The sequence below is a fragment of the Providencia sp. PROV048 genome (assembly GCF_033688165.1).
In the GTDB taxonomy this organism is placed as follows: domain Bacteria; phylum Pseudomonadota; class Gammaproteobacteria; order Enterobacterales; family Enterobacteriaceae; genus Providencia; species Providencia hangzhouensis.
Genome location: NZ_CP096360.1, coordinates 2724634 through 2746417, shown reverse-complemented (window position 1 = coordinate 2746417; position 21784 = coordinate 2724634). Strand labels below are relative to the sequence as shown.

The 21784-nt window shown below is 43.0% G+C and carries 25 protein-coding genes; 18 read left to right on the top strand and 7 right to left on the bottom strand.

All coding sequences use genetic code 11. From position 1 onward, the window contains the following. The first annotated feature begins 27 nt into the window (after positions 1–27). From M1F26_RS12160 to M1F26_RS12135, 6 genes are all read left to right on the top strand, one after another. Positions 28–1596, top strand: a complete 1569-nt coding sequence (locus M1F26_RS12160) for a methyl-accepting chemotaxis protein (protein WP_094961162.1) — start codon at positions 28–30, stop codon at positions 1594–1596. 133 nt (positions 1597–1729) lie between these two features. Beyond that, a complete protein-coding gene (locus M1F26_RS12155) occupies positions 1730–2566 on the top strand; it encodes a chemotaxis protein-glutamate O-methyltransferase (RefSeq protein ID WP_004255713.1) in 837 nt (278 codons plus the stop codon). Then, entirely contained in the window at positions 2566–3633 is a 1068-nt protein-coding gene (locus M1F26_RS12150) for a protein-glutamate methylesterase/protein-glutamine glutaminase (protein WP_140170725.1), read from the top strand. Before M1F26_RS12155 ends, M1F26_RS12150 begins: the two co-directional genes overlap by 1 nt. Positions 3634–3674: 41 nt before the next feature. Next, positions 3675–4067 (top strand): chemotaxis response regulator CheY, encoded by a 393-nt coding sequence (gene cheY / locus M1F26_RS12145; protein ID WP_004255705.1) that lies wholly within the window; start codon positions 3675–3677, stop codon positions 4065–4067. A 24-nt stretch (positions 4068–4091) separates the two neighbouring features. Next, complete coding sequence (locus tag M1F26_RS12140) at positions 4092–4730, top strand: protein phosphatase CheZ (protein WP_094961165.1); 639 nt, start codon at positions 4092–4094, stop codon at positions 4728–4730. Positions 4731–4816: 86 nt separating this feature from the next. Then, the gene (locus M1F26_RS12135; RefSeq protein ID WP_004255698.1) at positions 4817–5134 is read left to right on the top strand and encodes a helix-turn-helix transcriptional regulator; all 318 of its coding nucleotides are present in this window, start codon (positions 4817–4819) and stop codon (positions 5132–5134) included. Positions 5135–5176: 42 nt separating this feature from the next. Here the strand turns inward: M1F26_RS12135 and M1F26_RS12130 are convergent, their stop codons facing one another. The 3 genes from M1F26_RS12130 to M1F26_RS12120 are packed head-to-tail and all read right to left on the bottom strand — an operon-like array spanning position 5177 to position 6285. Then, positions 5177–5734 (bottom strand): hypothetical protein, encoded by a 558-nt coding sequence (locus M1F26_RS12130; protein WP_140170724.1) that lies wholly within the window; start codon positions 5732–5734, stop codon positions 5177–5179. Between the two features lie 15 nt (positions 5735–5749). Continuing rightward, complete coding sequence (locus M1F26_RS12125) at positions 5750–6058, bottom strand: CcdB family protein (protein ID WP_140170723.1); 309 nt, start codon at positions 6056–6058, stop codon at positions 5750–5752. After that, positions 6058–6285, bottom strand: coding sequence for a type II toxin-antitoxin system CcdA family antitoxin (locus tag M1F26_RS12120; protein WP_140170722.1), 228 nt, complete (start codon positions 6283–6285; stop codon positions 6058–6060). Before M1F26_RS12120 ends, M1F26_RS12125 begins: the two co-directional genes overlap by 1 nt. Positions 6286–6548: 263 nt before the next feature. Here M1F26_RS12120 and flhB point away from each other — a divergent pair, with 263 nt between their 5' ends. Both flhB and flhA read left to right on the top strand, forming a co-directional pair. Beyond that, positions 6549–7700, top strand: coding sequence for a flagellar biosynthesis protein FlhB (gene flhB, locus M1F26_RS12115; protein WP_140170721.1), 1152 nt, complete (start codon positions 6549–6551; stop codon positions 7698–7700). Continuing rightward, the gene (gene flhA, locus M1F26_RS12110) at positions 7693–9792 is read left to right on the top strand and encodes a flagellar biosynthesis protein FlhA (protein WP_004255687.1); all 2100 of its coding nucleotides are present in this window, start codon (positions 7693–7695) and stop codon (positions 9790–9792) included. Before flhB ends, flhA begins: the two co-directional genes overlap by 8 nt. 152 nt (positions 9793–9944) lie before the next feature. On the opposite strand, the gene M1F26_RS12105 is transcribed toward flhA, so the two are convergent. From M1F26_RS12105 to flgA, 4 genes are all read right to left on the bottom strand, one after another. Then, positions 9945–10376 (bottom strand): hypothetical protein, encoded by a 432-nt coding sequence (locus tag M1F26_RS12105; protein WP_140170720.1) that lies wholly within the window; start codon positions 10374–10376, stop codon positions 9945–9947. 186 nt (positions 10377–10562) lie between these two features. Continuing rightward, a complete protein-coding gene (locus M1F26_RS12100) occupies positions 10563–11003 on the bottom strand; it encodes a flagella synthesis protein FlgN (protein ID WP_110591516.1) in 441 nt (146 codons plus the stop codon). 9 nt (positions 11004–11012) lie between these two features. Continuing rightward, positions 11013–11315: a flagellar biosynthesis anti-sigma factor FlgM gene (gene flgM / locus M1F26_RS12095; RefSeq protein ID WP_110591517.1), complete on the bottom strand. Its 303-nt coding sequence runs from the start codon at positions 11313–11315 to the stop codon at positions 11013–11015. 313 nt (positions 11316–11628) lie between these two features. Then, entirely contained in the window at positions 11629–12267 is a 639-nt protein-coding gene (gene flgA / locus M1F26_RS12090; RefSeq protein ID WP_140170906.1) for a flagellar basal body P-ring formation chaperone FlgA, read from the bottom strand. A 237-nt stretch (positions 12268–12504) separates the two neighbouring features. Between flgA and flgB the strand changes: the two genes are divergently transcribed. The 10 genes from flgB (at position 12505) to flgK (ending at position 21775) form a co-directional block, all read left to right on the top strand. Beyond that, positions 12505–12918, top strand: coding sequence for a flagellar basal body rod protein FlgB (flgB, locus tag M1F26_RS12085; RefSeq protein WP_004255669.1), 414 nt, complete (start codon positions 12505–12507; stop codon positions 12916–12918). Between the two features lie 5 nt (positions 12919–12923). After that, on the top strand, positions 12924–13328 hold the full coding sequence (gene flgC / locus M1F26_RS12080) for a flagellar basal body rod protein FlgC (protein WP_004909868.1): 405 nt from the start codon (positions 12924–12926) through the stop codon (positions 13326–13328). A gap of 12 nt (positions 13329–13340) precedes the next feature. Continuing rightward, positions 13341–14198, top strand: coding sequence for a flagellar hook assembly protein FlgD (locus tag M1F26_RS12075; protein WP_094961172.1), 858 nt, complete (start codon positions 13341–13343; stop codon positions 14196–14198). A 27-nt stretch (positions 14199–14225) separates the two neighbouring features. After that, a complete protein-coding gene (gene flgE, locus M1F26_RS12070) occupies positions 14226–15446 on the top strand; it encodes a flagellar hook protein FlgE (RefSeq protein WP_094961173.1) in 1221 nt (406 codons plus the stop codon). A 15-nt stretch (positions 15447–15461) separates the two neighbouring features. Then, the gene (locus M1F26_RS12065; protein ID WP_004255659.1) at positions 15462–16217 is read left to right on the top strand and encodes a flagellar basal body rod protein FlgF; all 756 of its coding nucleotides are present in this window, start codon (positions 15462–15464) and stop codon (positions 16215–16217) included. 18 nt (positions 16218–16235) lie between these two features. Continuing rightward, positions 16236–17018 carry a flagellar basal-body rod protein FlgG gene (gene flgG / locus M1F26_RS12060; protein WP_140170719.1) on the top strand — a complete coding sequence of 261 codons (783 nt, stop codon included), beginning with the start codon at positions 16236–16238 and terminating at the stop codon, positions 17016–17018. 70 nt (positions 17019–17088) lie between these two features. After that, positions 17089–17871 carry a flagellar basal body L-ring protein FlgH gene (locus M1F26_RS12055; protein WP_004255652.1) on the top strand — a complete coding sequence of 261 codons (783 nt, stop codon included), beginning with the start codon at positions 17089–17091 and terminating at the stop codon, positions 17869–17871. A 35-nt stretch (positions 17872–17906) separates the two neighbouring features. Beyond that, the gene (locus M1F26_RS12050; RefSeq protein ID WP_004255651.1) at positions 17907–19010 is read left to right on the top strand and encodes a flagellar basal body P-ring protein FlgI; all 1104 of its coding nucleotides are present in this window, start codon (positions 17907–17909) and stop codon (positions 19008–19010) included. Continuing rightward, a complete protein-coding gene (gene flgJ, locus M1F26_RS12045; RefSeq protein ID WP_140170718.1) occupies positions 19010–19990 on the top strand; it encodes a flagellar assembly peptidoglycan hydrolase FlgJ in 981 nt (326 codons plus the stop codon). Before M1F26_RS12050 ends, flgJ begins: the two co-directional genes overlap by 1 nt. Positions 19991–20131: 141 nt before the next feature. After that, positions 20132–21775, top strand: coding sequence for a flagellar hook-associated protein FlgK (gene flgK / locus M1F26_RS12040; protein ID WP_094961176.1), 1644 nt, complete (start codon positions 20132–20134; stop codon positions 21773–21775). The last annotated feature ends 9 nt before the right edge of the window (positions 21776–21784 follow it).

Genomic DNA, 21784 nt, shown 5'->3' with positions numbered 1-21784 from the left:
TCTTAGCTGGCACAAGTGGGGATTTCTATGTTTGGTAAAAATATCCGGATTTCGGTGAGTTTATATCTTCTTCTCATTTTATTTTGTGGGATGCAGATTGTGTCTAGCGGGGTTTCTGTTGGGATTGTTGTAAGCGAATTAAAATCCTTAGAGCGCATTGATTTGGGGTCTGATAAGCGTTCGATGCTTGAAGAAACCAATAAACACCTAATGCAAGCACGCAATAGCCTAACGCAAATTGCATTGCTGCATAAAGTCGGTGGTAATGAACCATTGATTGAAGAAACAAGAGTGACTTTTGACAAATTACTCGCAGAAGCTGAGAAAGACTACACTATGTTTAAAAACCAGCCTCTTTTAAGTGAGAAAGAAAATCTTGCGGCTTTAGAGGCTCGGTATCAAGCATTTGTCTTAACACTCAAAGCATTAAAAACACATTTAGATAATAACGATATTGCAGCTTATATTGAACTTCCTGCTCAAGAAAACCAGGATCAGTTGGAGCAAGTTGTTGAGGAATACCTTGAATTACTGAATGCTGAAAGCGACGAATCTCTTGCGGTAGCAAGAATGTATAACACCTTCGCTTGGAGTTCATTTTGCTCAGTGATCGTCATTATCATCGCGGTTATTGCATTTGCTCATTATTGGATGAAACGTAAAGTAATTAACCCACTGAAGAGTATGGGAGAGCACTTTGCATTAGTGGCTGATGGCAAACTCAATCAGAAAATTGAAGTGACGACCCGTGATGAAATCGGTGAGGTATTTGGCAAGCTAAAGGATATGCAGGAGTCTTTAGTGACTTCAGTGACCGCCTTGCGTTCAAATACTGACCAAATGTATACCGGTATTCGTGAAATTGCTTTAGGTAATAATAACTTATCTTCACGTACTGAGCAGCAAGCGGCATCACTCGAAGAAACTGCGGCTAGTATGGAAGAGTTGACAGCAACCGTTAAGCAAAATGCGGATAACGCACGTCAAGCCAGTGAACTTGCTGTTAGTGCATCGAAAACCGCAACGAAAGGTGGAGAGATCACCGAAGACGTGATTGACACCATGACTTCCATTTCTAATAGCTCACAAAAAATCAGTGCCATTATTAGTGTGATTGATGGGATTGCTTTCCAAACCAATATCTTAGCATTGAATGCTGCCGTTGAAGCCGCTCGAGCAGGTGAACAGGGGCGCGGATTTTCTGTGGTTGCTGGTGAAGTTAGAGCGCTAGCTCAGCGCAGTGCGGAAGCGGCAAAAGAAATTAAAACCTTGATTGATGAGTCTGTCGGTAGAGTGAGCCAAGGTTCTCAGCTTGTTAATGAAGCGGGAGAAACTATGAGTGAGTTAGTTGCAGCTGTTAACCAAGTTACTGAATTAATGGGCAACATTGCTTCTGCTTCCAATGAACAAAGCCGTGGTATTGAGCAAGTCGCCACAGCGGTAAGCCAAATGGATTTAGTGACACAACAAAATGCGGCATTAGTGGAACAATCGACCAGTGCGACGGCGGCGTTAGAAGACCAAGCAAACAACTTAGTTGATACGGTTGCATTCTTTGAATTACCCGAAAGTCATTTAAATCGTAATCGGCGTTAAGTGTTGTGAAAATTCGTTTCTGAATTTTCGGTGGATAACCGTAACAGGTTATTTTTCCTTAGGTTATCCATCCTAAAAGGCAGCCAAATAACTGGCTGCCTCTGGGTTTTTATTGAATAGGACGACAAGTACGATGCTTTTTGTACCACAGGTAGAACCACTGACTGATGATGAGTTTGGTCGGGTTTGTCGATTTATTCATAAAAAATCAGGCATTGTCCTCACCATGAATAAAAAAAATATGGTCTATAACCGGCTGTTAAAGCGGTTACGTGATTGTAATATCGACAATTTTTCCGATTATTTGCGGATGTTAGAGCGTGAGCCTCACCATGCAGAATGGCAAGCTTTCGTGAATGCTTTGACGACAAATTTAACTGCATTTTTTCGTGAACCACACCATTTTGTGACGTTAGCGGACTTTGTTCGTACGCGTAAAAATAGCGCCATTAATATTTGGTGTGCCGCATCTTCAACGGGAGAAGAGCCGTATTCGATAGCAATGACATTAAGTGATGTACTTGGGCCGAATGCCATCAATGCCAAAGTGATTGCCAGTGACATTGACACGGAAGTGCTAGAAAAAGCGAAACAAGGCGTGTATCGCGTAGAAGAGCTGAAATCATTGACGGCATTACAGCGACAACGTTATTTCATGAAAGGGGTTGGTGAATTTGACGGTTATGCACGAGTCAAACCTGCATTGCGCCAAATGATTGAATTTCGTTACTTAAACTTGAGTGACCATGACTGGCAGATGCAACATCGGTTTGATGCGATTTTTTGTCGTAATGTCATGATTTATTTCGATAAAGAGATGCAGATAAAAATGCTAGAGCGCTTTGTTCCATTGCTTAAGCCTGACGGATTACTGTTTATCGGGCATTCCGAAAATTTATCGCAGTTATCACAAAGTTTCGTTATTAAAGGGCAAACCGTCTACAGCTTGCAAGCGGCGAGGAGGGGGTAATGAAAAAGATTAAAGTGCTATGTGTGGATGACTCAGCACTGATGCGCCAATTAATGCGCGAAATTATTAATAGTCACGAAGACATGATTGTGGTTGATACTGCACCAGACCCTTATGTTGCACGTGACTTAATCAAACAACATGAACCGGACGTGATCACGTTAGACGTGGAAATGCCGCGAATGGATGGTATTGATTTCTTAGAAAAACTAATGCGCTTGCATCCAATGCCTGTGGTAATGGTTTCAACATTGACGTCGAAAGGTTCGGAAGTGACGTTAAAAGCGCTGGAATTAGGTGCTGTGGATTTTGTCACGAAACCACAAATTGGTATTCGTGAAACCATGATGAGTTATCGAGATATTATTGGTGAGAAAATTCGCGCAGCAGCCATGTCTAAAATTACTCAGCGCAGCCGCTTTGCCCGCCCTGACAAAAAGGTTAATGAGCCAGTTTCTCAAGCGAAATCACTCTCTCCCTATGTTTGCAATAGCCGTGTGATTGCGGTTGGCGCATCGACCGGAGGAACGGAGGCAATACGGCAATTTCTGGAAATGTTACCTCATGAATGCCCTCCGGTAGTGATCACTCAGCATATGCCAGCGGGTTTTACGCGTTCTTTTGCTGATCGCTTAAATAAGCTCTGTGTATTGACCGTAAAAGAAGCTGAACACAACGAACTATTACAAAAAGGCCATGCATATATTGCCCCAGGCGATTCGCACATGTTGATTGCGGATAAAGGCAAGGGATTTCAAGTTATTTTGCAGCAAAGCGAACCTGTTAACCGGCATCGTCCTTCTGTTGATGTGTTGTTTGATTCAGTCGCTCAATGTGTTGGGCGAAAATGTATTGGCATTTTATTGACAGGGATGGGGATGGATGGCGCGAAAGGGCTATTAAATTTACGTAAGCAAGGGGCTATCACTTACGCACAAAACGAAAGTAGTTGCGTGGTGTTTGGTATGCCTCGCGCGGCGATTGAATTGGGGGCTGCGGATGAGGTGCAAGATATTCTCAAGATTGCCCCAAGTGTTTTAGCAAGACTTTCTTCTGTCACGGTTTAAACCGTGACAGGAATTCACAATTGTATTTTGAAGGAGTGGTTATGGCCGCTAAAGATCTCAGTTTTTTGGTTGTCGATGATTTTTCTACAATGCGACGTATCGTCCGTAACTTATTAAAAGAGCTCGGATTTAACAAAATAGAAGAAGCAGAAGACGGTGTTGATGCATTAGAAAAAATCCGTACAGGTAGCATCGATTTTGTTGTTGCTGACTGGAATATGCCAAACATGGATGGCCTTGAGCTGCTTAAAACCATTCGTGGTGATGATGCTTTGAAGCATATCCCCGTATTAATGGTGACAGCAGAAGCGAAAAAAGAAAATATTATTGCCGCTGCACAAGCGGGGGCGAGTGGTTATGTCGTTAAGCCGTTCACTGCCGCTATCTTAGAAGAAAAACTGAATAAAGTATTTGAAAAAATGGGGCTGCAATAACAGTGCGTGCCAAAGGAGGTTTTCATGACTGAGCAAGTGGGTATGGAAGGTATTCGCAATGGTAATGATGATTTAAAACAAGTCATTACGCGCATTGGTACGCTAATGAGAACGCTGCGTGAAAGTATGCGCGAATTGGGGCTAGAAAAAAGCGTTCAACAGGCAGTGGCGAGTATTCCAGACGGAAAAGATAGGCTGCGTTATATCGCCCAAATGACGGCGCAAGCGGCAGAAAAAACCTTAAATGGTATTGATGTCATCAAACCACTGCAAGTGGAAATGAATAAAAATGCGCAGGTATTGCAACAGCAGTGGCAAGAAACCGCTGGAGATGGGGTTCCTGCACAATTGCGTGAGTCAACAGAAGCTTTTTTAGGGCAAGTGATCCAAGACAGCGAAACCACCAAAGCAGAGCTGTTAGAAATCATGATGGCGCAAGATTTCCAAGATTTAACAGGGCAAGTCATCAAAAAAATGATGGAAGTGGTTGAAGAAGCTGAAAAGCAACTGCTCGCACTGTTAATGGAAAATACACCACCTGAAATGCGTGCGAAAACGCAAAACGAAAGTTTGCTCAATGGCCCACAAATCAATAAAGAAGGCGTAAATGTGATGGCATCACAGTCTCAAGTTGATGATTTGCTTGATGAACTGGGCTTCTAATCGCCGACAAGTTTTTAATTCAACTACTCTAATTACATAGGGTTAGGGTAGTTTTATTGTATTTGCGTTACAAGGAGAGGATTGCAATGATAAATAACGATTTAATTTCTACTTTTGTGATTAAAGAAAAAAAAGAACCAAAAGAAATAGTTCAAGAAAATGATGGAGATATTAATGAGTGCTCTACTGAATTACAGATGAGACAGGCGTTAATTAATCAACTCAAAAAAGCACGTTTAGCCAATAATTTAACCCAAATTCAAATTGCGGAAAAAATGCAAACTCAGAAGCAGAACGTGTCCCGTTTGGAAAAAGCGCAGTTCGACCCAAAATTAGGTACATTATTAAAATATGCAGAAGCGGTGGGGATGCGGATTACCTTGGATTTTTCCTCTAAACCTTGAATTATATAGAGCCTATGAGTATTCAGCTGAACAATTTAATTGCTAATCATGTTGATAAACAGCAATGATTTTACTACCAAGTATTTGCTCAAATTCCTCGATAAAATTATCGCGTATATCCCAATTATGAAAACTAAAACCTAAATTGCCGAATGCCCATTGAGGGTCAAATTGCCATTTATTAAGTGAGCCATGAAAATCGCAATAAAAACAAGCGAGATTTTCTGGTTTTCCTTCATACCAGTCGGATACCGCATCACCCCATGCGTGACTCTGTTCGCTTTGTTCATTTGCACATTGTGGGCAGTAAATACCGAGACCATTTCCCCCTGCATGAAAAACTGTTCGTTCTGTCACGATAGACAGGTAGTTTTTTAGCGTATCTTCAGGAAGTTGAGTTGGGACGATTTCATCATTAATTACGTACAAAATGGGTTCTTTGTGAGTGGGGGTAGGACGATAAATCACTTCACCATACTCGATACTTTGAAAGTCAGGGTCGATAATACCTTGATGTTTTAGCCAATTAAGCATACGTAAGGCTTCTTTTGGGGCATCTTCTAAAGTGATATCAGGGGCAACAAGGTGACAAATATCCATAATAACCCTTCATTGTTAAAAGCCATCAATCAGTAAGTCAATTGCGTGTTTAATGGTGTCTCGTTGGCTACTTAAGTCAACGATTTCTTTCCCTAATAATGAATGAGGGACGCAAGCCATTTGGTGAGTCATTAAAATAAAAACCTGCCCGTTGATAACTAATTGGGGGTTTAAGCGAGCGGGTAATGGCTTTTTAACTAGCCTGCTATCGAATAACGGGATGACTAAGCGAGTATTCAATAAATCAATAATATTACTTTGAATATCCAGTAAATATGGGTATTTGATAGCATCATCTCGGTTTTGATAGAGGCGATATTGCATTAAAAATCCTTGTATTTATCTGAGAGTAATCCATATTCTTCATTTATCCTGTTTAACTCATTAAAGCCTTCGGCATTGTCATTTTTCCATTTTTGCGCTTCGAGGCGTTTTAATTCAGCTTGTAAGGCACAAGCCAGTATTGCTGATAAGTTAAGTTTAGCCCGCCTTGCTTGTTCGTAGAGTTCAGGCGCGACAGTGACACTGACGGTTTTTTTTGTTCTATTCATAGATGCCCCTTATACACGTGTTATGACACGTGTACTTTAGCACAGCTCATCGATCACGATAGGGATTTTATCAACAAATATTGCCATTATCAGAGTATCTTTAATTTATTGCGATTACTTGCGAAACCCTTCGCAAAGTTGCCGCCTTATTGTTCAATAGCCAAATAACCCCCTTGAACTGCGTCTATTTTCCACCATTGATTTTTTTACACTCTGTCATGCTATAGCGATAACTCGTATTTTCATTACATTTTGGAACCGCGGTGTCCGACGAGAGTGATGTAGAAAAAACCGAAGAGCCCACGCCCCATAAAAAGCAAAAAGCCAAAGATGATGGGCAAATCGTTCGTTCAAAAGAACTTAGCTCGCTAATGATGATGTTAGCAGGCGTGAGCTTGCTATGGCTAAGTGGTGGACACCTCGCGGCACAATTGCGGCAAATTACTCGTCAGGGTTTTATTTTTGATGGCCACTATTTACAAAATACAGGCTTGATGATCAGTTACTTAGGGCGTGTGGTCAGTGAGGCGTTATTTGCCTTATTACCAGTCATTGGCGGGTTAGCTTTGGTTGGCATTTCTGCATCATCATTAGTCGGTGGGCTCGTTTTTAATAGCAAGTTGATTAAATTTGATTTGAAAAAGTTAAATCCAATCAAAGGGCTAAAACGTATTTTTTCGATGAATGCCTTATCTGAGTTATTTAAAGCGATTTTGAAATCCTTATTTGTTGGTTTGGGCGCATTTATTTTTCTTTGGCAAAGTTGGCCATCGTTACTGCATTTAGTGATGGAATCACCCGTTACGGCGCTAAGTAATGCACTGCAAAAAGTGATTTTTGCTGGTTATTTGATTGTTTTCTTGCTGATCCCAATGGTGGCTTTTGATGTTTTCTATCAGTTTCGTTCTCATTTGAAAAAATTACGCATGAGCCGTCAGGAAATTAAAGATGAATTCAAGCAGCAAGAGGGTGACCCGCAGATTAAAGCCAAAATTCGCCAACAGCAGCGTGCGATTGCGCGTAACCGAATGATGGCAGATGTTCCGAATGCAGATGTTATCGTCACTAACCCAACACATTATGCGGTCGCCCTTAAATATGACGACAAAAAAATGGGGGCACCAAAAGTATTAGCGAAAGGAGCAGGTGTATTAGCTCAGCGCATCAAAGAAATTGGTGAAGAGCACCGAATATTACAGTTAGAAGCACCGCCTCTTGCTCGTGCGCTATACCGCCATGCGGAGATAGGACAAAGCATTCCTGTTGCATTATATGCCGCGGTTGCAGAAGTTTTAGCATGGGTTTACCAATTGCGCCGCTGGCGCCGAGAAGGTGGGCTCAGACCCAAAAAACCGAAAAATTTACCAGTGCCACCGACGCTGGACTTTGCTGGAGATAACAATCGAGATGGCTAATTTGGCTTCATTATTAAAATTGCCGAAAAATTTACAAGGAACGCAGTGGCAAATACTGGCCGGCCCGGTTCTGATATTAATGATCCTGTCGATGATGGTATTGCCATTACCGGCTTTTTTATTAGATTTACTGTTTACCTTTAATATTGCACTTTCCATTATGGTGTTATTAGTGGCGATGTTCACAAAACGCACATTAGATTTTGCGGCATTTCCTACCATTTTGCTATTTGCAACTTTATTGCGCCTCTCTTTGAATATTGCCTCGACGCGAATTATCCTGTTAGATGGCCATACAGGGCCAGATGCTGCTGGGCGAGTTGTCGAAGCCTTTGGTCACTTTTTGGTGGGCGGCAACTTCGCCATCGGTATTGTGGTATTCATTATTCTTGTGCTGATTAACTTTATGGTTATCACTAAGGGGGCAGGGCGTATCGCGGAAGTGGGCGCTCGCTTTGTGTTAGATGGCATGCCAGGTAAGCAAATGGCCATCGATGCCGACTTGAACGCGGGTATCATTAATGATGATGAAGCGAAAAAACGCCGCGCGGAGGTTACGCAAGAAGCGGATTTCTATGGTTCGATGGATGGTGCGAGTAAATTCGTGCGAGGAGATGCTATCGCGGGGATCATGATTATGGTGATCAACGTGGTTGGCGGGTTAATCGTTGGTGTAGGCCAGCACAATATGTCTTTGGGAGATGCCACCAGTGCCTATACCTTGCTGACTATTGGTGATGGGCTTGTCGCGCAAATTCCAGCTTTGATTATTTCCACCGCTGCTGGGGTTATTGTCACTCGTGTGGCAACAGATGAAGATGTGGGTGAACAAATGGTCACTCAATTATTCAATAACCCAAGAGTGATGTGGTTGAGCGCTGGGGTTCTAGGTTTAATCGGTTTAATACCGGGTATGCCTAACTTTGTATTTTTACTGTTTACCGCGGCACTGGCTGCCCTTGGTTGGTATTTAGTCCGCAAATCCCAACAACCCGAAAGTAGTGCGGGGGATAATAGCCAATCTCAGCATTTTCAAGAAGCCAATAAAGTGGTTGAAGCCACGTGGGATGACGTTCAATTAGAAGACTTGTTGGCGATGGAAGTGGGGTATCGGTTGATCCCATTAGTCGATAATGACCAGCAAGGTGAATTATTAGGGCGACTACGTGGTTTACGTAAGAAATTTGCTCAAGAAGTGGGGTATTTGCCACCCGTGGTGCATATCTGCGATAACTTAGCGCTTTCCCCTTGTGAATACCGAATTCTAATTAAAGGCGCGGAAGTTGGGCGGGGAGAAGCACAGCCAGGGCGTAGTCTGGCTATTGACCCAGGTAATGCGGCTGGGTCGTTACAAGGGGATGTCACTAAAGAGCCAGCATTTGGTTTACCCGCCATTTGGATTGATGATGATTTGCGTGAGCAAGCACAAATCCAAGGGTATACCGTGGTATCCGCGAGTACCGCGGTGGCAACTCACTTTAATCAAATTTTACTGCAAAACTCCAGTACCTTATTTGGCCGTCAAGAAGCCCAAATGTTGTATGACCGCGTGAAAAAAGAGATGCCAAAATTGGCAGATGACCTGATCCCAGATACGATTTCATTAACGATTTTGCACCGCGTTTTACAAAACTTATTAATGGAAGATGTGGTGATCCGCGATATGCGTACCATCATTGAAACCTTGGCTGAAATGGCAGGAGAAAATGGGGAAAACAAAGATACTGATTACTTAACATCCCAAGTGCGCATTGCATTAGGGCGAGCAATTACACAGCAGTGGTTTGGTAATGCAGAAGAAATTCAAGTGATTGGTTTAGAGGCTAGCCTTGAGCAGATTTTGCTGCAAGCCGCGAAGAACGGCGGTGGGTTAGAGCCGAACTTGGCGCAGTTTATTCAAACTCAAGCGGAGCAAGCTGTAGCTCACCAAGAAGCGATGGGCGCGCCTACAGTGCTGTTAGTTAACCATGGATTACGCTTGATTTTATCGCGTTTCTTGCGGCGCAGTCTGCCGCAGTTGGTGGTCATGTCGAATTTAGAAATGACGGACCACCGTAAGATAAGAATGACGTCGATGATTAGTGGTAGTTAATCATCTTGCTTTTAGTTATATGGTTGTGTAGGATAAATATGTAGTCGCTTTGAAGCTAAATTGTTCTTATACCTAAGGTGTGTATTTGAATGCTCGTCAAAGCGCAAAGAAAGTATGAAGAGGCCGCTCTTTTAAGAGCGGCCTCTTTGTATTTAACTGACTAAAAAACGCCCTACAATTCTGCCTTTATCCGTTAGTAAGACAGATTGCCCATCACGCAGGACTTTTTTCAAATTGTGCTTTCGTCCAATTTTACTCAAAGCTATCTTTTTTGTGCTTGATGCGAGTTTAAATGCGGTTAATCCATCTATGTGGATAAGCTGAACTAGATCTTTATGAGTAAAGCTATTTAGGTAATAGGATTGCATATCGCTAGATAGCCAGCCAAGTAAGTCAATTAAATGGCGATATTCTAACTTTAGTCGACTTAATGTTGAAGCTATATCATTAGGGGCACTCTTAATTATTGAACTATCAAATTCATTTAGATCTGTAGTTTTGAATATGGTTCGGTAGTTAAAAAAACGTTCAATGCTAATGTCCAAAATATGTGAGTTTATATTTATAGGTGGTGGCCTAAACATATCCTATCCCTTTGATAAATTTATTTTAGTTAAGGCGATGAAATTTACCTAATCTACCATCAAGAGGAATATGAAAAAAAGAGATTGCAGCAGCAACTTTGTCTGTATTTTAGTAATTCTATTGAGCGAGCTGCCTGACGAGCCTCAGTATGAAAGGAGAGGGTTGTGAACTAGACAAAACACACCTTAAATTGAAATTTTCTTACCTAATGCAGGGCGCTTTGACTCTAAACCATCAGCACCATAAGTGGATTGGTTATTATGTTTTTTCACAAAGTTTAGGCGCTGAGCATTCAGCTCAATGTGCAGTTGCAGCATTTGGTGATTACGATAATTCAACTCTTTTAGCTCAGTTGTTAAGCTTTTAATGGCTTCCCATACACCTGCTAGTGCATCATTGCCTTCATAAGGTGCACTGATCTCAGATTGTGCTTCTAACGCTAGGCGGTTTGTTTCACCATGGCCGATCGCAGCAACTAAAAACCGTTTTTGTTCAGTGGTTTCCTGAAAAGGCGAAGGCGGCACACGGTGATAACCTAGTAATAGCTCTTCATTTTTCATCACTATTTGTAATGATTGCAAATGAGCGAGTTGTTGCTCAAGTAATATCAGTAATTCGTCAGTCATAGTGGTTATTTATTTCATTGATAACATGCATTCATGAGCATCGCGCAAAATGCCATCAGCAATTTTTTCAGCATCCATTGTTAGGGTGCCATCTTTGATTGCTTGTTTAATTTGTTCAACTTTAGCACTATTAATATCACTTGCTTGAGGTTGCAATAATTTTTTTTGTAGCTCACTAGGAGCAAAAGAACTTTCTTTAACGACTTCATTAGTGGACACTTTTTTGTCCCGCATCGGGGCAGCCGCATCTTGTGGGTCGCGGTTTGTCACCTGAGCCAGTGCAGAAATTGCAGATGTTTGCTCAATAGCCATAATGTATTTTCCTATTTCCGATTTTTTTCATATGTCAGTTATCGGCTTATGTTTATGAATCTTTAGTGTATATAGTGTTACAAAATATTGCACTACTCGTCATACTTCAAGTTGCAGCGTTGTTAACTGCGCTCAAATAGCCGAATCACATACTTGTGTATGCTCATCGGTCTATCTTCACTTGTCGCCTAGCTGCCACTTGAATTATTTAGAGTAAATACTCGTCATACTTCAAGTTGCAGCGTTGTTGACTGCGCTTCGCTAGCCGAATCATAGATTATGTATGCTCATCGGCCTATCAATGGAGGGCGCTTTATTTTAATGCCACTTGAACGCTGCCATTTTCTAGCGCTTCCCCATTTACAATTTGCCCATTTAACAATCGTACGCGGGTATTTTGGCCGGCAGTAGCATTATTTATTGCTCTTCCTTCGTATTTCACTGAAAAATTATCACCACTAGCGAATACAAATACAGTTTGCCCTGCTTTTATTGCCCAAGGCTGCCTTATCATTGATTTTGTGAATGTTTGACCTGCTGGAATATTACGTAGAGCTATTGCTCCGCGAAGTGCAATTTTGTCTGTACTTGCGCCTGCGGGGAGTTTATGCAATAAGCCTTTTTTGGTTCCGATATCAACAAATTGTATGGGTTCCCCTCTATTTATATTGCGTGTTGCCACGTAATACTGGCCTGTCACATTCACTGTTAGCTGAATAAATTGCTTTTTTTTACCACATTGCACAGGAAGGGACACATTCCCCATATTACGCCCGCCAATAGGTGGGTTGATTTGTGGCTTCTCGCAAATAGGCCAACGTTCAATTGGTGTTTTGATTTCGATTGAAACTTGGGTTTTCTTGCCATGAATTTGGCGAAAATAATGGTTAATATCTTGGGGTAATGACGCTTGAGAAAGCGCTGGAGTAAGACCTAACAAACTGATTACCATATATAAAGGCAATTCCTTAGTGTAATACATCCCGTTTTATCCCCCCAGTAAGCAAACTTTTTCACAATTGCAGTTTACGCAGCTGCGTAATAATGAATGAGCCAAATAGGTCAATTATTTTGCCTTTATCCCGCCATTAGATTTTTTAGTAAGCCGCTAAGATATGCGGGTCGAATTTTAATTTTTACTCGCGAATGTTCAAATTCAGGGATCGCGTTATCTCCATTGAGGACCACTATGATTGATAAATTAAACGCCACGTTTGCTTTCCAGCAACAGGCTTTGTCAATACGCGAAGCAAGGCAGACTGTATTAGCTTCAAACATTGCTAATGCCGACACACCCGGCTACCAAGCACGTGATATTGACTTTAATCGTCAACTTCAACAAGCCATGGATAAAGGTGTGGTAGGGGGAAAAGGTGTGACTCTTGCTGTCACTTCGAAAGGGCATATTGAAGGCCGAGGGGGCAAAGCGCCAAATATTGACCTGAAATATCGTGTTCCTTACCAAACCTCAATGGATGGTAATACGGTAGATATGGACATTGAACGCAGCCAATTCGCAGATAACACCCTGAAATATCAGGCCGACCTTACATTCATCAATAGCCGCGTCAAAAGTATGTTGGCTGTCTTACAGCAAGGGTAATTGCCATGGCTTTACTAAGTATTTTTGATATCTCTGCATCGGCATTGACTGCGCAATCTCAACGTTTAAATGTCAGTGCGAGCAATATGGCCAACGCGGAAAGTATCGCGGGACCAGATGGCCAACCATATCGCGCAAAACAAGTTGTTTTTCAAATGGCACCGCAAGGGCGTCACGAAGTGGGAGGCGTGCGTGTGAGTGAGCTGATAGAAGACCCTACGCCACCCCGTATGGAATATAAGCCCGGTCACCCGTCAGCGAATGAAAAAGGCTATGTGCAAATGCCAAATGTCGACATGGTTGGTGAAATGATCAATACCATTTCAGCCTCTCGTAGCTATCAAGCTAACTTAGAAGTGATGAATACAGCAAAAACATTGCTGCAAAAGACACTGACTATAGGCCAGTAAGGGAGCATTTTCATGGGAGTTGCAGCCACAATGTACGACTCTTTGGATAATACGACAGCTGGCCCTCAGCCAGCTGCGAGTAATGTGCCAAAGAAAAGTCAAAGTGACGATATGCGTGACACTTTTTTAAAAATGATTGTCACGCAAATGCAAAACCAAGACCCAACAAAACCAATGGAAAATACGGATTTAACCAGCCAATTGGCGCAAATAGCGACACTTGAAAGTATGAATAAACTCAGCGACAGCGTGAGTGGTATTTCCCAACAAATTGGTTCAGGTCAGTCATTGCAAGCCACTCAGTTGGTAGGTAAAGGTGTGCTTATTCCGCGCAATGAAATCATCTTAGCGCCGCTCAAAAAAGCGAGCACAGGTGAAGACAGCAATGTGATTAAGCCATCAAACCCGCTTCCAGACGAAGGCATCAGCCCAAATAGCCCTTCAATGTTTGGATTAAGTAACAAAGATGCCATTGAAGGTGAAGAGGGCACTGAAGAGCCGCAATCTGAATATATTTCCTCGCCGTTTGGCTTCTTTTTGCCGAAATTGGCGGACAACGTTGAAATTACCATTCGCGATAAAAACCGAATGGTTGTGCGAACCATTACCTATGATACGGAAGTTAAACCCGATATCTATGATATGGCATGGGATGGCCGTGATAACAACGGGAACTTAGTCACCGATACAACAGGAAAATATTACTTTGATGTGAAAGCTGTTAGTTCAGGAGCTGAAATCGAAGTGACCAAACTGGGGTATACCCGTGTTAACGGTGTGACTCCTGGAGCTGACGCACCATTACTTGATGTTGGCATTGGGCAAAGCGTCCCGCTGAGCAGCATTTTCAAAGTTTATCCATCTTCTTAATTTACCCCCAATACTCATGGAGAAAATATGTCTTTTTCACAAGCAGTCAGTGGCTTAAATGCAGCCTCAGCGGGGCTTGATTCAATTGGTAATAATATTGCCAACTCCGCAACAAATGGTTTTAAAGGGGCGACGACCTCATTTGCAGATATGTTTGCAGGTTCAGGTGTTGGCCTAGGCGTTAATGTGGCCGCGGTGACACAAAATTTTAAAGATGGTCCAATCACGCGTACGGATAGAGCGACAGACGTTGCCATCTCCGGAAATGGCTTTTTCCGTGTACAAGACCAAAACGGTGATACTTACTACAGCCGTGATGGTCAATTCTTACGCGATAAAAGCGGTAATTTAGTCAATAACCAAGGGATGGTAGTCACAGGTTACCCTGCGAGTGTTGATGAAAAAGGCAATGTTACCATCCAAAGTGGTGGTGTACCTGAAGGCTTGAATATCCCAACGGATATGATGGATGCGAAAAAATCTGAGTTAGCGAAACTGACGATAAACCTTAATTCTGAAGATAAAGTTAAAGATAAGAAATTTGACATCACAAAGCCTGATGATTCAGCAACGTATAACTTTAGCACCACAATGACCGCTTTCGATAGTCAAGGTAATACCCATGAAATTTCAGTGTACTTTGTTAAAGAGTCAGATAACAAATGGACCGCTTATGCGAAAGACGCTAACGAAACTGAAGCTAAAAAACTGGGTGAACTAGAGTTTGATGGTAATGGTAAGTTAAAAGACGCAGATAAAGCCACATTTGCTTTCGCGTATAACGGGTTAAATGGCGCTGATAATGGAATATTAAACGTTGATTTAAGTAAGACTCGTCAACAAAAGGTCAGCGAGTCTTCTGTTAGTGCAATTGATGTTGACGGTTATCCAGCCGGTGAATACACCACCTTCAAAATTGAAGATAACGGCTTAATTACCGCTAACTATTCTAACCAACAAAAACGTGTGGTTGGTCAAGTGGCATTATCTGCTTTCGCAAATCCAAATGGTCTGGTATCCCAAGGTGGCAACGTTTGGGCCTCTTCTAATGCGTCAGGTAACCCGATGGACGGCGTTCCGGGTGTCGGTCAGTTCGGTAAATTAACCAGCGGTGCGTTGGAGTCTTCTAACGTGGATATGAGCCAAGAGTTAATTAGCATGATTGTGATGCAGCGTAATTACCAATCAAACGCGCAAACCATCAAGACACAAGATCAGATGTTACAGACGCTGGTTAACTTACGATAAAACAAGAGGGTGGCCATGGATCACGTCATTTATACCGCGATGGGAGGAGCGCGTCATGCGCTGGAAAACCAAGCGATTGTTTCAAATAACATTGCCAATGTGTCAACCGCAGGCTTTAAAGCGCAATTGTCCGCAATGCGTGCCGTGCCGATACATGGTGACAGCGAGCAAACCAGAACGCTGGTGGTGGCATCTACTCCCGGCGCTGATATGAGCCAAGGGCCACTCAATTATACGGGTAAGCAAACCGATGTTGCGTTAAATGATAAGCATTTTTTGGCTGTTGAATTAGCGGATGGCACAGAAGCTTATACCCGTAACGGTAACATTCAAGTGTCTAGTGAAGGTGAGCTTGTTATTGGTGAGCGCCGCTTACAAGGTGATGGCGGGCCGATTAACGTTCCGCCAAATGCGGAGTTAACTATTGGCGCTGACGGTACCGTTACTGCGCTTTTGGCGACTGACCCCCCGACTATGTTAGGGCAAATTGGGCGCTTGAAAGTGGTTGAAGCACAGCCGCAAGACTTGATCCGTGGCGAAGACGGTTTGTTTCATTTATCACCACAAGGGCAAGCGGCAAATGGCAATGCTTTGCCACAAAGCGAACGAGGCATTGTCACTGCTGGGGTGATTGAGGGCAGTAATGTCAATGCCGCAGAAGCCATGGTTTCGATGATTGCCAATGCAAGGCACTTTGAAATGCAAATGAAAGTTGTCCGCAGTGCTGATGAAAATGCACAACGCGCCAATCAACTGCTCGCGGTTAGTTAAATACAGTAAGGAATTATTATGATCCGCTCATTATGGATTGCTAAAACAGGGCTCGATGCTCAACAAACTAACCTTGATGTTATTTCTAATAACTTAGCCAACGTTAGTACCAATGGTTTCAAACGCCAACGCGCTGTTTTTGAAGATTTAATGTACCAAAATATTCGCCAGCCGGGCTCAATGAGTTCAGAACAAACTTCATTACCATCCGGCTTACAAATGGGAACGGGTTCGCGCCCTGTTGCCACCATGCGTATTCATGCGCAAGGCGCATTAAATAAAACAGGAAATACCAACGATATCGCTATCCGAGGCCAAGGTTTTTTACATGTGCAAATGCCTGATGGTACGGATGCTTACACCCGTGATGGCGCATTGCAGCCAAACCAAGATGGCCAGTTAGTGACCTCAAGTGGTTATCAAATCGTTCCTGCGATTATGATCCCCGATAACGCGAATAGCTTGTCGATTGCGCGCGATGGCACCGTGACGATTACCGTCTATGGCGATAACCAACCACAGCAAATTGGCCAAATTACATTAACCACCTTCATTAATGATGCTGGTTTGGAAAGTATGGGTGAAAACCTGTATATGGAAACCGCAAGTTCCGGCGCACCAAATGAGAGCGCACCGGGGACCAATGGCGCCGGTTTACTTTATCAAAACATGTTAGAAACCTCTAACGTCAATGTGGCAGAGGAGTTGGTCAACATGATCCAAACTCAGCGTGCTTATGAAATCAACAGTAAGGCGGTATCCGCTTCTGACCAAATGTTACAGCGCTTAACGCAATTGTAATTGGTAAAAAATACGTAAAAATAACTCATTGCGCTAGTGATGAGTTATCAATGAGAGGGACCTCTTCGTGATGATAAAACGTACACAGCAGCAAAAGAGTAACATGATGATTGAAAGTGGCACGATTTCTCAACAGCAAAAAGCAGCGTTACTAACGCGTTTCATAGCGCCTAAACAGGCAGGGTTACTTGCCATTTTGGTCTTAGTTACCAGCGGTTGTGCACAAATCAAATCGCGTCCATTAGTGGACACACAAACCACGGCAATCCCAACAGCGCCGACAGCACCAGCACCCAATGGCTCGATATTTCAAAGCGCTCAACCTGCTTATTATGGCTATCAGCCATTATTTGAAGACCGGCGCCCTCGTAATGTTGGTGATATTTTAACCATTAACTTGCAAGAAAACGTGAGTGCGAGCAAAAACTCCTCAGCGAATGCCAACCGTAGTGGGAAAACAGGTTTCTTAGCTGCGATATTACCGGGTTTCATGCAAGGGTGGATTGGCGGTAAAAACACAGAATTAGATATTAAAGGTAACAGTGACTTTAGCGGCAAAGGCGGTGCCAATGCCAACAACACCTTTAAAGGCACCATCACTGTCACAGTCGACCAATTATTGGCGAACGGTAATTTACATGTGGTTGGTGAGAAACGCATCGCGATAAACCAAGGTACTGAGTCGATTCGTTTCTCTGGGGTGGTTAACCCGCGCACTATCGGTTCAGACAATCATGTGAGTTCGACACAAGTCGCTGATGCACGCATTGAATATGTGGGTGACGGCTATATTAACGAATCGCAAAACATGGGATGGCTACAACGCTTTTTCTTAAATGTTTCGCCTTATTAATTAAACATTAGCGAGAAAACAGCCGAGATAATTCAATGAAAAACAAAGTATTAATTTTGCTATCACTATTTTTTTGCTTCACTTATTCAGCATACAGTGAGCGTATTAAAGATTTAACCACCGTTCAAGGTGTGCGAGATAACGCCTTGATTGGCTATGGTTTAGTTGTGGGCCTAGATGGGACAGGTGACCAAACCATGCAAACTCCATTTACCACTCAAAGTTTGAATAACATGCTGTCGCAAATGGGGATTACGGTGCCGCCGGGTACCAATATGCAATTAAAAAATGTGGCGGCGGTCATGGTCACCGCGAAATTGCCGCCTTTTGCGCGTACTGGGCAGTCCGTGGATATTGTGGTTTCCTCAATGGGTAACGCGAAAAGCTTACGTGGCGGTACGTTGTTGATGACTCCCTTAAAAGGGGTTGATGGACAAATCTATGCGATGGCTCAAGGTAACATCTTAGTGGGTGGTGCGGGTGCCAGTGGTGGCGGCAGTAGTATTAAGGTTAATCAACTCAATGGCGGCCGTATTACCGGTGGAGCAACTATTGAACGCGAATTACCGAGCAGTTTCGGGCAAAACGGGGCAATTAACCTGCAATTAAACGAAGATAGCTTCACATTGGCACAAGATATTGCGGATGCAATTAACCGTATGGGCGGTATGGGGACGGCGTCTGCGTTAGATTCTCGGACAGTGCAATTACTGGTTCCTGCCAATAATCGCGACCAAGTGCGCTTTTTAGCACGGGTACAGGAGCTTAATGTACGTGCGCCAGTGGCCGAAGCGAAAGTGATCCTCAATTCACGCACCGGTTCTGTGGTGATTAACCGCAGTGTAACACTAGACAGCTGTGCTGTTGCACATGGCAGTTTAGCGGTCACAGTCGAAAGACAAACTCAAGTGAGCCAACCGGACACCCCATTTGCAGGTGGGCAAACCGTAGTCACTCGTAATACGAATGTTGGGGTACGTGATCAGGGTGGGGCACTCCAAAAAGTCAACGCAAGTGTGCAATTAAACCAAGTTATTCAAGCCCTAAATACACTCGGTGCAACGCCAAACGACTTGATGTCGATACTGCAAGCGATGGAAAGTGCGGGTTGTTTACGTGCAAAACTGGAGATCATCTAATGAGTGACATGCAGCTATTGCAAGGTGCCGCATTTGATTTACAGTCACTGGGACAGTTAAAAGGTGAACTGAATAAGAATTCGGCGCAAGGGCTGCGCCATGTCACGCAGCAACTTGAGGCAACATTTGTTCAATTGATGTTAAAAAGTATGCGTGACGCACTCCCACAAGATGGCTTATTTTCCAGCGACCAAACACGCATGCTCACCAGTATGTATGACCAGCAAATCGCCCAAGATCTGTCGCAAAAAGGCTTAGGTTTTGGGGAAATGATGTACCAGCAGCTTACGCGAGACCAGCACACTTCAAGTGAGCCAATACCCAATAGTCTGCTACCGTTAGATGAAAAAACAGCGCAATCATTACCGCCATTTAATATGGAACAAATGATGCGGCACTTTGCCCCAATGGGCGATGCGCTATCGGCACCATTCCAAAAAATCAAAGCGTTATCGCTAAATAGCAGTAATTTTATTAGCCGATTAATTGAACCTGCAAAAGCGGCAAGCCAAAACAGTGGTATTTCACATTTTCTGGTATTGGCACAGGCGGCATTAGAAAGTGGATGGGGCCAGCGCGAAATTCTGAAGTCAGATGGAAAAACCAGTCATAACCTATTTGGTATCAAAGCGGGAAAAAACTGGCAAGGGCCTGTTACGAATATTATGACAACAGAAGTGATTAACGGCAAAACCATCAAAATACGTGATGATTTCCGCGTTTATGGCTCTTATGAAGAGGCGATTGCCGATTATATCAATTTATTGACGGAAAACCCGCGTTACAAAGACGTCAAAAAAGCGCCGACACCAGAGATTGCTGCGCGCCGTTTACATCAAGCCGGGTATGCCACAGACCCAGGTTATTCGGACAAACTGATCACCTTGATTAACCAGATACGGGGGCATCAACCCGCAGCGAATACCTCTGCATCAAGGGCGGTTCAGGCATATACCATAGACTTAAACGATATTTTCTAAAAATCCGGAATTATTGCGCGTTTGGACTAAATAATTACGCTGAATTTCCGATAACCAAATATGCACTAAATAATTTGCGTTGCTATCGCTCTCATTGTGTCAGCCAATGATGGCGATAAGCATCCAGAACAGGAAAAGCTTATGCTGAACAATGTAATGAATAATGCGCTCAGTGGTGTGAACGCTGCACAAGGCGGGTTAAGTGTTATTTCTAACAACTTAGCTAACGCAGGTGTGGGTTACTATCATCGCCAAAGTGCTGTTTTCGGGGAGAATCCCGGTACGATGACACCTAATGGCTATTTTGGTAACGGCACTTATTTCAGCCATGTTCGCCGTGAGTTTGATGAATTTATCAATGCGCAGTACAGCCAATCCCGCGCACGTAGCGGTGACTATGAGGCATACGTTAAGAACTGCAATAAAGTTGATGATTTGCTTACTAATGATATTGAAGATATTTCAAGTAATATCGGTAGCTTCTTCACCGCGTTAGACGCTGCCTCCAGCGATGCAAGTGACAAAACCTTGATTGACGTTTTCTTAGGAAACTCAAATGCATTATTAGGCCAGTTTAAAGAAGCGGATCGTCGTTTGCAGGAAATGGAACGGGATATTAATCACCAGATAGAAAATAAAGTGAAAGATATCAATATTTACGCTGAAAAAATTGCAGGTTTAAACCAACAAATTTCTCGGATCCGTTCTGTGAGTGGTTCTGAGCCTAACGACTTATTAGATGTGCGTGACCGTTTGGTCAATGAAGTTAACTCATTGGTTGGTGTGAAGGTTATTGAGCAAAACGGAAACTATAACGTGACGTTTGCCAATGGCTTACCGTTAGTCACGGGTGAAAAAGCGAATCGCTTAGAAGCCGTCCCTTCTTCTAAAGATGATAGCCGTTTTAGCATTGGCTTTGTGGGCGCGAATGGCCAAGCACGGGAAATTCCTGATGAGTCATTCCGTGGTGGGGAACTCAGCGGTATCTTGCGTTCTCGTCAAGAAGTTATGGACCCGGCTTATCAAAAACTCAATAAATTAGCATTGGTTTTTGCGACCAAATTCAATGAAGTGCACAGCAAGGGGTACGATGCCAACGGCAACACCGGTAAAGACTTCTTTGAAATTGGTAAAGGCTCTGTTGTTAGCAACACTCATAATAGTGGTAAAGCAGACTTTGATCTCAGTTATAGCGATGTGTCTAAAGTCACAGGTAATAACTACGAAATGCGCTTTGACGGCAATGAATGGAATGTCACACGTTTGCCAGAAGGTATTAATGTTCCTGTGGATTCAAATACGGCAGGTACACTGAAGTTTGATGGTTTAGAGATCAAAATCAGCAACAGTACTGGTATGTCAAAAGGTGACTCATTCTTGGTAAAACCAGTAAGTGGTGTAATCAACGGTATGCAGACCTTGGTCAGCAATGCATCCGATTTTGCGGCGGCTGGAAGTAAAGACAGTGGCCCAGGTGATAATGAAAACATTAAACAACTGGTTAAACTGCAAGACGAAAAACTGATTGATGGTAGTTCTACGTTCTCTGATTTCTATGCGACGTTAGTTAATGATGTGGGCAGTAAAACTAAACAAGCGCAAATTGATTCTGAAACACAGAACAAAATGACCGAGAGCTTCTATGAGCAAGAGCAAGCTATCTCGGGCGTGAATATGAATGAAGAAAGTATTCAGATGCAGAAAATCCAACAGTTTTTCAATGCCAATGCACAAGTATTAAAAACGGTGGACGATTTATTTAACGCATTAATGCGTGCATTCTAAATATTAGCG